This window comes from Bacillus sp. 5B6, assembly GCF_000259405.1.
Classification (GTDB): Bacteria; Bacillota; Bacilli; order Bacillales; family Bacillaceae; genus Bacillus; species Bacillus velezensis.
Genome location: NZ_AJST01000001.1, coordinates 720,427 through 732,056, shown reverse-complemented (window position 1 = coordinate 732,056; position 11,630 = coordinate 720,427). Strand labels below are relative to the sequence as shown.

The window sequence follows — 11,630 nt, the reverse complement described above, 5'->3', positions numbered from 1 at the left end:
TAGCCACCTAAGACAACCTCCCTTCATGGTTTGATGACTGATCTGTATTATTCAGAGATTTTTACAGATGCGTTCATACCAGGAAGCACCTTGTCAGATGGGTTGCTGAGTGAAATTTTAACAGGAACTTTTTGCGTTACTTTTGTGTAGTTGCCGCTTGAGTTTGAAGAAGGCAGCATATCAAATGTTGAATTTGTCGCATAACCGATTTCTTCTACTGTTCCGTCAAATGTTGTATTAGGGTCGCCGTCAACAATTACGTCTACTTTGTTTCCTACTTCAATGTCTCTAATGTCTGTTTCTTTAATGTTTGCAGTGATGTAAAGGTGTTTCATGTCAATTTCTTGGGCAATTGTCGTACCGGCTTGCACCATTTGGCCGTTTTTCACTTCGTTTTTCACGATTGTTCCATCCATGATGGCTTTTACGTCAGCATTTTGCTGTCCTTTGATTTTTGCAACAACGTCGTTTTTGCTTACTTCTTTCCCCTCATCAAGGTTCCAGTCAGTTACTTTACCCGCAGCAGGAGCTGTGATAGCAGCCATGTCGCCGGCAACTTTTGCTTCATCGGTTTTTACATAGTGTGTGCTTTGATAATAGTAGTAAGCACCTCCGCCTATAATTGCAAGAACAACAATCAAACCGATAATGTTGGTCAGAATTAAACGTCCTCTGTTCATTTTGTTTTCTCCTTTCGTTTCTTCCTCTATCATTTTGTGGAATGATGATAAAAATATGTGGGGATTTTTTTATTTTCCGTTTTTCACTGCACAGCCGTTTGCAAGCTTCGTTAAACTTTCCGCAAGCTTGCGCAGGTACTGCAGTTCAGCGGTATTGAGCTGCCGGTATAAGACCGCCGCTTTTTCGGCATATTGAACAGCAGCTTTCTTTAGAAGTTCTTCCCCCTCTTCGGTTAACTGAATCATAACAACACGCCGGTCGTCGTGATAGTCGCTCCGAACCATTAGGCGGCGCTTATACAGAATATCGGTCATTCTCGTGACAGACGCCGGTTTCAGATCAAGCGACAAAGCCAGCCTTGAAAGCTGCGTGCTTTTGCTCTTATGTATTTTGAACATCAGCAGATACTGCAGCACTGTAATATCAAAAGGTTCAAGCACTGTCTCCAGAATCATTTTCTGCTTTTTGTAAATCGATCTGGAAGTATCAAACAGTTGTTCAAAACTGAGCAAAGCGAGCTCTGATTCAATCACCGTATTTTCACCTCATTCCCTTAATAATAGTTCACAAGATAAAATATTAATAAATGAAAGAAGGTTTGTAAAGAGAAAAGTTTCATTTTTTAAGGATTTTTTTTATGCCGTTTTTTCTCTTTATTTTTAATTTAAAAAAGCCGGGCGAAGAACCGCGGCCCACGATTCTTCACTCGGCTTTATATTTCATACGATGCTTTGCTTACACCGGCTTCCTCATTTTTAAAAAAGCTTTTCAGCGCTTGAAATACGTCTGATTTCTGTTTCAGGATGTAGTATTTAAATTTATCATCTTTGACATTTTTATAGGCGGACATGAGGGTGGAATGCCTGTTATATTGATTGACCTCACCGTAACAGAACAGATTCGATTTTTTCATGATGTCATTGACGAGCTTTACGCACCGGGCGTTATCCGAAGTCAGGTTATCTCCGTCTGAAAAATGAAACGGATAGATGTTGTAGCGGGCGGGGTCATATTTTTCATCAATTAATTCAAGAGACTTCCGGTAAACGGAGGAACAGATGGTGCCCCCGCTCTCGCCTTTCGAGAAAAAATCTTCTTCGGACACGACCTTCGCTTCCGTATGGTGGGCGATAAATTCGATATCAACCGTTTCATACTTTGTCCGTAAAAATCGTGTCATCCAAAAAAAGAAGCTCCTCGCCATATACTTTTCCCATACGCCCATCGAACCGCTTGTATCCATCATGGCTAAAACGACAGCTTTCGATTCCGGCTTCGTCACATCATTCCATGTTTTGTATTTCAGATCTTCCGGATAAATAGGGTAAAACGACGGCTTGCCTGTCATAGCGTTTCGTTTATAGGCCGACAGCATCGTCCTTTTCTTATCGATATTCCCTGTCAGCCCGGTTTTCCGGATATCATTGAACTCGATATCGTTATGAACGATATTGTCCCTTTCCTTTTGCTGCAGATTCGGCAGCTCTAATTCCTGAAACAGCGCTTCTTCCAGATCCATCAATGAAACTTCCGCTTCATAATAATCCTCGCCTGCCTGATCGCCGGCTCCCTGGCCTTTTCCGGCACCCTGCTTTTTATCTGCGCCGTCTCTTGCGACGACATCGCCCACTTCGCTGTCGCCGTCGCCTTGGCCGACATGTTTATTTTTATCATAGTTATAACGGATTTTATATTCATCAAGCGAACGAATCGGGATTTTCACGACATCTTTTCCGTTGGACATAATAATGCTTTCCTCAGTGACAAGATCCGGAAGGTTGTTTTTTATCGCTTCCTGTACTTTCTTTTGGTGGCGCTGCTGGTCGTCAAAGCCTTTGCGATGGAGGGACCAGTCTTCCTCTGAAATCAAAAAATTTCCGCTGTCATTACGGGACATGAATTCCCCTCCTTAACCGTTATGGTCGTTTTACATGTGTATTCCGGCTTGGTCCTGTTTATGAAACAAGTCCGGCGAAAAGATTTATTTTCATCTTATGCCGGACGGACTCTCCAATTGACAAACAATTGCGAAAAACAGCCAAAAGAACCCGTCCTTTTACAGACGGGCCTCTCAATGAAACCAAACATCAGCGGTTTAACAAGCTTCCGACATACTTCAGCAGTTCATTAGCGCTAGTCGAATTATAGCCGTGTTCATCTATTAACCTTGCCACTACCTCATTGACCTTTTTAAGCTGCTGCTCATCCGGCGTTTTGGTGGAGGTCGTGATTTTCACCACATCTTTTAAGTCTGCGAACAGCTTTTTCTGAATCGCTTCGCGGAGTCTTTCGTGCGAATTATAGTCAAAGCGTTTTCCTTTTCTTGCATAGGCGGATATGCGGATTAAAATTTCTTCGCGGAACGCCTTTTTCGCGTTTTCTGAAATGCCGATCTGCTCTTCAATGGATCTCATCAGTTTTTCGTCAGGATTCATTTCTTCACCCGTCAGCGGGTCGCGGAGCTTATTTTTATTGCAGTACGCTTCCACATTATCTAAATAATTGTCCATGAGAGTTTTCGCGGATTCTTCATATGAATAGACGAACGCCTTCTGCACTTCTTTTTTAGCGATGTCATCGTACTCTTTCCTGGCGGCGGAAATAAAATTCATATACCGCTCTTTGTCCTCGGCGGAGATGGACGGATGCTGGTCGAGTCCTTCTTTTAAGGAACGCAGCACATCAAGCGAATTGATCGATTCCATATTTTTTCTGATAATTGTTGAGGAAATGCGGTTGATGACATAACGCGGGTCAATTCCGCTCATTCCTTCATCGTGGAATTCCTTCTTCATATCCTCCAGATCAACGGAATTGTAACCTTCAACGCTTTCTCCGTCATAGAGCCTCATTTTTTTGACGAGATCAATATCAGAGCGGTTCGGTTCCTTCAGCCTGGTCAAAATAGAAAACATCGCGGCCACTTTTAATGTATGGGGGGCGATGTGTACGTCAGAAACATCACTTTCAGAAATCATTTTCTCATAAATCCGTTCTTCCTCTGACACCTTTAAATTATAAGGAACAGGCATCACGATGATCCTGGAGTGAAGGGCTTCATTTTTCTTATTGGCAATAAACGAGCGGTACTCCGTTTCGTTCGTATGCGCAACAACCAATTCGTCGGCTGAGATGAGCGCAAACCGTCCGGCTTTGAAATTCCCTTCCTGCGTGAGTGACAGAAGGTGCCACAGAAATTTTTCATCGCATTTCAGCATTTCCTGAAACTCCATCATTCCGCGGTTCGCTTTATTTAATTCACCGTCAAACCGATAAGCGCGCGGATCTGATTCTGAGCCGTATTCGGCAATCGTCGAAAAATCAATGCTTCCCGTCAAATCGGCGATATCCTGTGATTTCGGATCAGACGGGCTGAAGGTTCCGATTCCGGTACGTTTATCCTCCGAGAAGAAAATACGTTCAACCTTTACATCCTCAATTCTGCCGCCGTACTCTTCTTCAAGCCGCATGACATTAAGCGGAGAAAGGCTGCCCTCAATTCTGATGCCGTATTCTCTGTAGAAGTCGTCGCGCAGATGATGGGGAATGAGATGGAGAGGATCTTCATGCATCGGGCAGCCTTTAATGGCGTAAACAGCGCCGTTGTCTGTCAATGAGTAGGCTTCAAGCCCTTTTTTCAGCATGGTGACAAGAGTTGACTTTCCGCCGCTGACGGGTCCCATCAATAGTAAAATCCGTTTTCTTACATCGAGCCGCTTGGCAGCCGGGTGAAAGTATTCCTCCACGAGCCGTTCCAGAGATTCCTCAAGGCCGAACAGCTCCCGCGAGAAAAAGCTGTATGTCTTTTTACCGTCATCCTCCTCGATTCCGCTGTCTTTTATCATATTAAAAACGCGAGAATGAGCAGACTGCGCGACCAATGGATTTTCTTTTATGATCTCCAAATAATCAGCGAACGTCCCTTCCCATTTGAGACGCTGCTCTTCCTCTCTGTACTTTTCAATTTTCTTTAATATATCCATAAGAACCTCCTCTATCATGGTTAATGCACTAGAAATAAGGTACTTTGTTACAATCTATGCGGTGACGTGATAATACATGCTTTTCGTTTCTTAAAAATAAAGACGTTATAAGGCCGTCATTGACAAGGGTCCGGTGCACCGTTCATAATGAAAGAAATACAGTTTCATCCAGACTCGGACATCAAATGGAAAAGCAAAGAGGAGGAGAAATGATGAAAACGATCATTTTACTTGGGGTCATTCTCACTTTTTTAGTATCCATTTTTACGGCGGGTTACGACAGCAAACCTGAAAACAAATAACGGCAAAAGGGTGCTCTTCATAAAGAGCACCCTTTCCTGTACAACATAACAATGTTTCATATTTGAATATGTTCTTGGACAGTTGATTTTTCATGAGATTTGCAGCTTGTTTGATACTCGATTTTTCCGATTTTGCAGCCCGGGCCGATTTCCACACGCTTCCCTCTGACGATGTCCGCTTGCGTGTATTCGAGGTAAATTGCGTCTCCTTCGATCAATTCAGCAGAAAGCGTGCCGGCTTTCCGTTTAAGAAAACCGGGTTTCCGTCTGACGGTGATCGATGTGCCGCCGATTTCTTTCACGCAGCTTCGGTCATAACGCAAATGGATGTTTACGTCCCCCGCGTTTAACAATCCCGCCACATTGATACATCCTGTTACATGAAGCAGCTCCGTCTCGCAATCGCCGCCGACGGTGAGACTTCCTTTTATATGACACTGCTCTCCTGCGGCCCCGCCGCCAATTTCAGCAAGTCCTTTCAGCCTCATCGTAGCGAAACGCATGGAGCCGCCGACTTTCAATGTGCCCATCACATTTGCTGAACGTGCTGATAAATCTCCTGCAACTTCATGCTCTCCGAAAATTTTCAGCCTGTTGATCTCGGCATCTCCGAGAAAAAGTCCCGTACCGAATATCCGGCAGCGTTCGCTTTGAAGTCCTTCGCCGACAGTTCCTTCCCCCTTAATGCTTACATTTTGGTAGGAGCCGCCGGAGGCGTGTCCGGCTCCGTACATTTTTAAATGACTCAATTTTTTTGTCGTTTCCATCGCAGTTCCTCCTATCGTTTCACGACTTTGTTAACCAAAGCGGAAGGATCACATGTAAAATCGCCGCTGTATTCCACAGTCCCAATGGTGCAGCCTGCGCCGATCCGCACATGATTTCCGCGGACTGCCTTCGCGTTCGTGTCCGCCAATTCAATGATGTCACCTTCAATCAGCTCCGCTGTCAGCACCGGGGCCGGCATCAGCTTAAAACGCGTAAGCACGCTCTTTCTGCTCATCACTTTCAAATGGCGGCAGCCGATTTCTTTCACATGGCTTTCTCCCGCCGTCAGCTTAATACTGACTTCATCGGCATTCAGCAGGCCGCCGATCTTGCATTTGCCTTCCGAACGGAACGTCTCTGTCTCGCAATCGCCTTCAATCCCGGCTTTCCCGGATATGAAAATATCATCAGCTTTCACACCGCCTCCGAAAGATGAAAATCCCGCGACGTTCAGCCGCTCCGTTTTGACATCACCTTTAATGACACCCGTTCCGTTGATACGGATGGATTCAGCTTCGGCACTGCCGGAAATTTTCCCCGAACCGCTGATCGTCAGCGTTTGCGTCTTGACATGTCCGTCTGTTTTTCCGCTGCCGTTAAACAAAAAGCTCGCGCACTCCACATCACCTGACACCGTGCCGCTTCCGTTGATCTCCACTGTATGAAAACGGCCTCCTTTTGAACTTCCTGAACCGTTGATGATTAATTTATCTGTTACTTCCATTGATGGTCCTCCTGCATCCATTTCGTTTTTAATTCTTCCGATGCCGCAGCAAGCGCCACACGTTCAACCACTTTGACAGTCGGTTCAAATAAAATATGTTCCGCGTCTGCGATAAAGCACGTCGTTACGCCAAGCTTTCGGAGCATGACAAGCTCCGTATTTGCTTTCAGTTCGGAAGCCTCATACGTTTTCAGCACCCCTGCCGCCAATTTTCCTTCCTCAAGGCTGATATTGCCCGATCGCAAAAGTCCTTCAAGCACATATAAAGACAGCAGCGCGCGGGACGTGAATGTCACGCCGTCTTCGCCATAAACTTGCAGCGCAGCCTTTGAAATCAGTCCTTTTTGAAGCAGCTCCGCAGACGTTATATTGACATCAGTCATTTGCGGAGACAGCATTTCTCTCATTTCATCCAAAGACAGGTTTTCTTTCATTTTCTGTATTTTTGAGATGCGTTTTAATATTTCCGCTCTCGGAAAAAATGTTTCCTGGCCTGTAAATGTTGATTTTCGGATAAACCATTCTTCAGGAATTAAATTTTTCCGTTTCCAGCGGTACAGCTGTCCGTATGAAATTGATGTTTCTTCCAGCAATTCTTTTTTAGAAATCAGTTGTTCCTCCATGAATCCAGCTCCTTCGATGAATGTATTGTAACATAACACTGTTACGTTGTTAAGTCTGGAAATATAAAAATGCCGTGAACCGCTGCTGTCCGTCTTTTTTATTCAATAAAAAAACGCCCGGATGCGGGCGTTTTTTTCACGTCAAATCTCTGTAATTTTGCTGGCGCAGCGCTTCATATACAAGAATCGCGGCCGTGTTGGACAGGTTTAATGATCTCACATGCTCGGTCATCGGCAGACGCAGGCAGCGGTCCATATTGTTTTCGATCAATTCTTTCGGAAGTCCGCTCGTTTCTCTGCCGAATACGAAGAAAAAGTCTTCCTCCGTATTTGAGTAATCAAATGATGTGTGCGGCTTTTGGCCGAATTTTGTAATGAAGAAAAACTTTCCGTTCTCATATGCCTCAAATAACTCTTCCAATGAATCATGATATACGACGTTGACGAACTCCCAATAATCGAGTCCGGCGCGCTTCAGCATTTTATCATCGGTTGAGAATCCGAGCGGGCGGATCAAATGAAGCGTTGTGTCTGTTGCCGCACAAGTACGTGCGATATTTCCCGTATTGGCCGGGATTTCAGGTTGATATAAAACGACATGTAATGCCACGATGTTCACCTCTGTTTTTTATTCCGCCCACCATTATATCATTAATTACTCTTTTGTCGTATCATCCGTAATATGAAAAAACGCATATCTGATGGAAGGAGTATACGCCGTTGAATCCTCATATGACCAATATCTCATTCTGCTGTCATACGTTTGGGCATTGACAAGCGGCATATTGCTTTTATCTTTCGCGACCACGATCGCCGTATGATTAAAACGGCCGTCTCCTTCAAAATCATAGCAAATGATATCTCCGGGCATCAGTTCTTCAGCTCTTGATACTTGCACCGCGCGAAGCCCTGCCTTGGATTGGGCAAGATACATCTTCATCGAATGCGCGACCGTCCAGCTGTAGCTCCACGAGCTTGCCTTCATCCACCAGCCTGAGCCTCTGTTCGGATGCCCCCGCATCGGTGCTTTTCCGGCATGTAAACATTGGGAAATAAAATTGGTGCAATTATCGCTGAAATTTTTATAAGCGGGATTTCGTTTATTCCAAAACTTCTCCGCGTACTGCACGGCAGCCAGACGGTCGTATTGAAACGCCCGCCCGAAATCTTCCCGTTCACTCCGCTCATATTCAATTACGCTGTTCCCGTCAGAAAATCCCGCCGGTTTTTTCTTTACTTCCCGGTCTTTAATCAACAGCTGATCATAGAGAAATGCAGTCCGTTCCTCAATCTGCTCTTCTAAGTAAAGGTGTCCGTCATGCTCCTTGCACAAATATTCGAAATGAATCGTGTACATGACGCATAACGTGCCGTCGTCCTCAAGGCTGCTTTTGACAATGACGGCTTTTGCCTTCGCTTTCACGATGTCAACTTTCCGTTTTTCAAACAGCTCTTTTTTTCTCGTCAGGACCTCAAGATCGCCGGGCTGCCCATTGTGCCTCATTTCGGTTCCGTTTATTAAATAATGAAGTCGGGCCTCCGCTAAATCTTCAATAATATGCTTCAAGCGCTCCACCCACCATACTGTTTTATAAAGAAAAAACACTTGAACTCCGGCCAAGTGCTTTTTCTCTATACATATGTCAGGACCGGCCGGTTTTAGTCTTATCAGAAACCGATAACAGCTCCAGTCCCTTTTCAATTTCCCGTATAGCTTCCTCATCCTGCTCCTTTTGAAGCGCTTTTTCTAATTCCCCCGTATAATCAGGGTCACCGATTTTCCCGATGGCCCAGGCGGCCGTACCCCTGATGACGGGACGCGGATCTTGGTGCATCAAGGCCGTTAATTCCGGAAGAGACGAGGCATCTTTAAAATGAGCCAAAGCTAAAATCGCATTCCGCTGTATCGGCTTCTTGCCGCGCCATGATCCCGATACATGTCCGAATTTTTCTTTAAATTCGCGGTTGCTTATGGTCAAAAGCGGCTTTAACAGCGGCTTTGCGATTTCCGGATCAGGCTCCATCTGCGGATGAAGATGAAAATCTTTCCCCTTATTAATCGGACAGACCGTCTGGCACGTGTCACAGCCATACAGACGGTTTCCGATTTTCGTGCGGAACTCATCCGGCAAAAATCCCTTTGTCTGGGTCAGGAACGAAATACAGCGCTGGGCGTTAAGCTGTCCGGGATTGACGAGTGCGCCGGTCGGACACGCGTCTAAACATTTTGTACACGTACCGCACATATCTTCAATCGGCACATCCGGTTCAAATGGCAGATTGGTGATCATTTCAGCCAGATAGACGTAAGAACCGTATTCAGGCGTGGTGATCATGCAGTTTTTGGCGCTGAAGCCGATTCCCGCCCGTTCAGCCACGGCCCTGTCAGACAATTCCCCTGTATCCACCATTGACTTTGTGCGGATATCCTCATGTTTGCTTTGGAGAAAATTCTCCAGCAGATCAAGCTTTTCGCGCAGCACGTCATGATAATCCTTCCCCCAGGAAGCTCTGCAAAAAATGCCGCGCCGGCCGTCCCTCGTGCTCCTCGGGGCATCTTTCATTTTGGAAGGATAAGCAAGGGCGATGGCGACGATCGATTTGGCTTTCGGCAGAAGCAAAGACGGAGTGACCCGTTTTTCAATATCCGGCTCTTCAAACCCGGATAAATAACCGAGTGATTCCTGAAGAATCAGCCGGTCCCGCAGACTGTCGAACGTATCAGCCGTCGTAAACCCGATTTTGTCAACTCCGATGCTTTTGGCATATTCGATTAATTCCTCTTTCAGTTTATGAATATTCATTTTTTGCACAGCCTCCTTTCTTTGTGATCAGGCTCCCGCACAGGTATAATAGAGTTTTATCATCCCGAAATGGAGTGAACACACTTGAACATCAGTTTAGATCCACTTATTGCTGAACGGGTGCCGGGGATCAAAGCGGCAGCCGTCTTATATGAACAGATCGAAGTCGGGCCTGCTCCGCAAATGCTGAAAGGCCGCCTCCGTTTATTTCAAGAATCTCTTTACTTTGATTATGCTGACGGCGGTATAGATGAGCAGCCTTTTGTAAAAGAGTGGGCGCGTTTGATGGAACAGCTCAGTCCCGCCTTTTCAGGACAAAAAACGCCGATGGAGCTTATGCTCGGCGATATTTCCCGGGAACGATTCATTGAAAGTGTGAATTCAGCCCATGATACCATACTTTTTTTCTCCTTGAAATATTCATTGCCTATCATGGCGTATGATGCCGCAGAAATAGATGAACCAATTTCAATTACGATCGGAGAAAAAGAAAGCGTACTGTCCTTCTCCGGCCCGGACGGCGTTTTCGGCGACTTCACCGGACATATCAATACACGCCCTGTCACGCCCGGCACAAAGAAAATGCTGCAGCTGATCTTTTTCCCGCCTTCATTTCATGCCGACGCGGCGGATGAGCTGCTATCATCCTTAACAAAAATGTTTGAACAAATTCACGGAGGCACGCATACCGTCTCTTGGCTTTCATAAAAAGACACGCCTTCGTGTCTTTTTTCACATAAAAAAACGCAATACTTCGTTTATCAGAGAAACGAAACACTGCGTTAATAACGTATGTATGGAGCGGGTGATGAGAATCGAACTCACGACATCAGCTTGGAAGGCTGAGGTTTTACCACTAAACTACACCCGCATCAAAGTTCTTTTTTGTTAGTAGCGATTTGATGTTTCTAATGTTACATGTTTATTTTTTTTTCGTCAAGGGAATGTTAAAAAATTTGTCGAAAAAAATTCTTTTTTTGTCCATATGTTAAGTTGGGTTTACATTTTGTTAAGAATCTCATACAATATGAAAAAGAAGAAAACTTGAGGTACGCCTGATGATGAAAAATAAAGTAAAAGAGCTGAGAGCCAGATTCGGTTATTCTCAGGAAACGCTCGGAAAAGAAGCCGGAGCCACCAGACAGACGATTGCAGCGATTGAAAAAGGAGATTATGTGCCTTCACTTTTATTGGCGCTTAACATCTGCCGGGCTTTCTCCCTGCCGATGGAGGAAGTTTTCTGGCTGGAGGAGGAGAAAAAATGAGTTTGAAAAGAAAAGCGTGTTTTCACCTTGCACTCTACGGATTGGCCTGCTGGACGCTTATTTCCTTAATGGAAGCGGCACCGCGGATCGCTCAGTTTTTCCAAACGGAGGGGAGCGGTTCATTTGAGCTGAATATCACTCCGTTTCTGCTGTTTACCGTTTGTGCCGCATTGTATATCTATGCCGAAAAGAAAAAACGAAACGGCAAAAAGCACAGGCTTGTACCCGATGAATTTGAGGAACAGGATGAAAGAGAACGAATGATGACGGCTAAAGCTTGCCGTTCCTCGTATATCGCCGTTTACTTCTCATTGCCGGCCGCAGCCGTTCTTCTTTTGTTTTATCCGCTTATTCAGCCGCATCTTCCCTTTTTTCCGATTCTTTTGATTTTCATTCTGATGATGATTCAGCATTTGGCTTATGTTTTCACTTTTCATAAGCACGGCAAAAACTCCGGTTCATGATAGATCCGGAGTTTTT

General features: G+C 45.1%; 13 protein-coding genes and 1 tRNA gene. 3 read left to right on the top strand and 11 right to left on the bottom strand.

Annotated features, from left to right (window positions below):
• Window positions 1-47 precede the first annotated feature (47 nt).
• From MY7_RS03565 to queG, 10 genes are all read right to left on the bottom strand, one after another.
• Entirely contained in the window at window positions 48-713 is a 666-nt protein-coding gene (locus MY7_RS03565; RefSeq protein WP_007610259.1) for an HlyD family secretion protein, read from the bottom strand.
• 36 nt (window positions 714-749) lie between these two features.
• Complete coding sequence (locus MY7_RS03560) at window positions 750-1,214, bottom strand: MarR family transcriptional regulator (RefSeq protein ID WP_003155389.1); 465 nt, start codon at window positions 1,212-1,214, stop codon at window positions 750-752.
• 179 nt (window positions 1,215-1,393) lie between these two features.
• Window positions 1,394-2,578: a sporulation protein YhbH gene (gene yhbH / locus MY7_RS03555; protein ID WP_007610258.1), complete on the bottom strand. Its 1,185-nt coding sequence runs from the start codon at window positions 2,576-2,578 to the stop codon at window positions 1,394-1,396.
• Window positions 2,579-2,768: 190 nt separating this feature from the next.
• Complete coding sequence (gene prkA / locus MY7_RS03550; protein WP_003155391.1) at window positions 2,769-4,664, bottom strand: serine/threonine protein kinase PrkA; 1,896 nt, start codon at window positions 4,662-4,664, stop codon at window positions 2,769-2,771.
• 358 nt (window positions 4,665-5,022) lie between these two features.
• A complete protein-coding gene (locus MY7_RS03545; protein WP_007610255.1) occupies window positions 5,023-5,733 on the bottom strand; it encodes a hypothetical protein in 711 nt (236 codons plus the stop codon).
• Between the two features lie 11 nt (window positions 5,734-5,744).
• A complete protein-coding gene (locus MY7_RS03540) occupies window positions 5,745-6,458 on the bottom strand; it encodes a polymer-forming cytoskeletal protein (RefSeq protein ID WP_007610254.1) in 714 nt (237 codons plus the stop codon).
• Window positions 6,449-7,081, bottom strand: coding sequence for a YhbD family protein (locus MY7_RS03535; RefSeq protein ID WP_007408428.1), 633 nt, complete (start codon window positions 7,079-7,081; stop codon window positions 6,449-6,451). The genes MY7_RS03540 and MY7_RS03535 overlap by 10 nt, the downstream gene beginning before the upstream one ends.
• Before the next feature lie 136 nt (window positions 7,082-7,217).
• Window positions 7,218-7,700, bottom strand: a complete 483-nt coding sequence (gene trmL / locus MY7_RS03530; protein WP_007610253.1) for a tRNA (uridine(34)/cytosine(34)/5-carboxymethylaminomethyluridine(34)-2'-O)-methyltransferase TrmL — start codon at window positions 7,698-7,700, stop codon at window positions 7,218-7,220.
• A 36-nt stretch (window positions 7,701-7,736) separates the two neighbouring features.
• Window positions 7,737-8,648, bottom strand: coding sequence for an amidase domain-containing protein (locus MY7_RS03525; protein WP_012117141.1), 912 nt, complete (start codon window positions 8,646-8,648; stop codon window positions 7,737-7,739).
• 76 nt (window positions 8,649-8,724) lie between these two features.
• A complete protein-coding gene (gene queG / locus MY7_RS03520; protein ID WP_007610250.1) occupies window positions 8,725-9,885 on the bottom strand; it encodes a tRNA epoxyqueuosine(34) reductase QueG in 1,161 nt (386 codons plus the stop codon).
• 84 nt (window positions 9,886-9,969) lie between these two features.
• Here queG and MY7_RS03515 point away from each other — a divergent pair, with 84 nt between their 5' ends.
• Window positions 9,970-10,593, top strand: coding sequence for a hypothetical protein (locus MY7_RS03515; protein WP_007610249.1), 624 nt, complete (start codon window positions 9,970-9,972; stop codon window positions 10,591-10,593).
• 89 nt (window positions 10,594-10,682) lie between these two features.
• On the opposite strand, the gene MY7_RS03510 is transcribed toward MY7_RS03515, so the two are convergent.
• Window positions 10,683-10,756: transfer RNA gene (locus tag MY7_RS03510), tRNA-Gly, on the bottom strand.
• A gap of 190 nt (window positions 10,757-10,946) precedes the next feature.
• On the opposite strand from MY7_RS03510, the gene MY7_RS03505 reads away from it, so the two are divergent.
• Entirely contained in the window at window positions 10,947-11,150 is a 204-nt protein-coding gene (locus MY7_RS03505; protein WP_003155407.1) for a helix-turn-helix transcriptional regulator, read from the top strand.
• A complete protein-coding gene (locus MY7_RS03500) occupies window positions 11,147-11,614 on the top strand; it encodes a hypothetical protein (protein ID WP_007610246.1) in 468 nt (155 codons plus the stop codon). Before MY7_RS03505 ends, MY7_RS03500 begins: the two co-directional genes overlap by 4 nt.
• Window positions 11,615-11,630: the final 16 nt, after the last annotated feature.

Excerpts from the sequence above, each read along its gene's own strand:
- MY7_RS03565 (WP_007610259.1), bottom strand. The coding sequence starts at position 713 with ATGATAGAGGAAGAAACGAAAGGAGAAAACAAAATGAACAGAGGACGT.
- yhbH (WP_007610258.1), bottom strand. The coding sequence starts at position 2,578 with ATGTCCCGTAATGACAGCGGAAATTTTTTGATTTCAGAGGAAGACTGG.
- prkA (WP_003155391.1), bottom strand. The coding sequence starts at position 4,664 with ATGGATATATTAAAGAAAATTGAAAAGTACAGAGAGGAAGAGCAGCGT.
- MY7_RS03545 (WP_007610255.1), bottom strand. The coding sequence starts at position 5,733 with ATGGAAACGACAAAAAAATTGAGTCATTTAAAAATGTACGGAGCCGGA.
- MY7_RS03540 (WP_007610254.1), bottom strand. The coding sequence starts at position 6,458 with ATGGAAGTAACAGATAAATTAATCATCAACGGTTCAGGAAGTTCAAAA.
- MY7_RS03535 (WP_007408428.1), bottom strand. The coding sequence starts at position 7,081 with ATGGAGGAACAACTGATTTCTAAAAAAGAATTGCTGGAAGAAACATCA.
- queG (WP_007610250.1), bottom strand. The coding sequence starts at position 9,885 with ATGAATATTCATAAACTGAAAGAGGAATTAATCGAATATGCCAAAAGC.
- MY7_RS03505 (WP_003155407.1), top strand. The coding sequence starts at position 10,947 with ATGAAAAATAAAGTAAAAGAGCTGAGAGCCAGATTCGGTTATTCTCAG.
- MY7_RS03500 (WP_007610246.1), top strand. The coding sequence starts at position 11,147 with ATGAGTTTGAAAAGAAAAGCGTGTTTTCACCTTGCACTCTACGGATTG.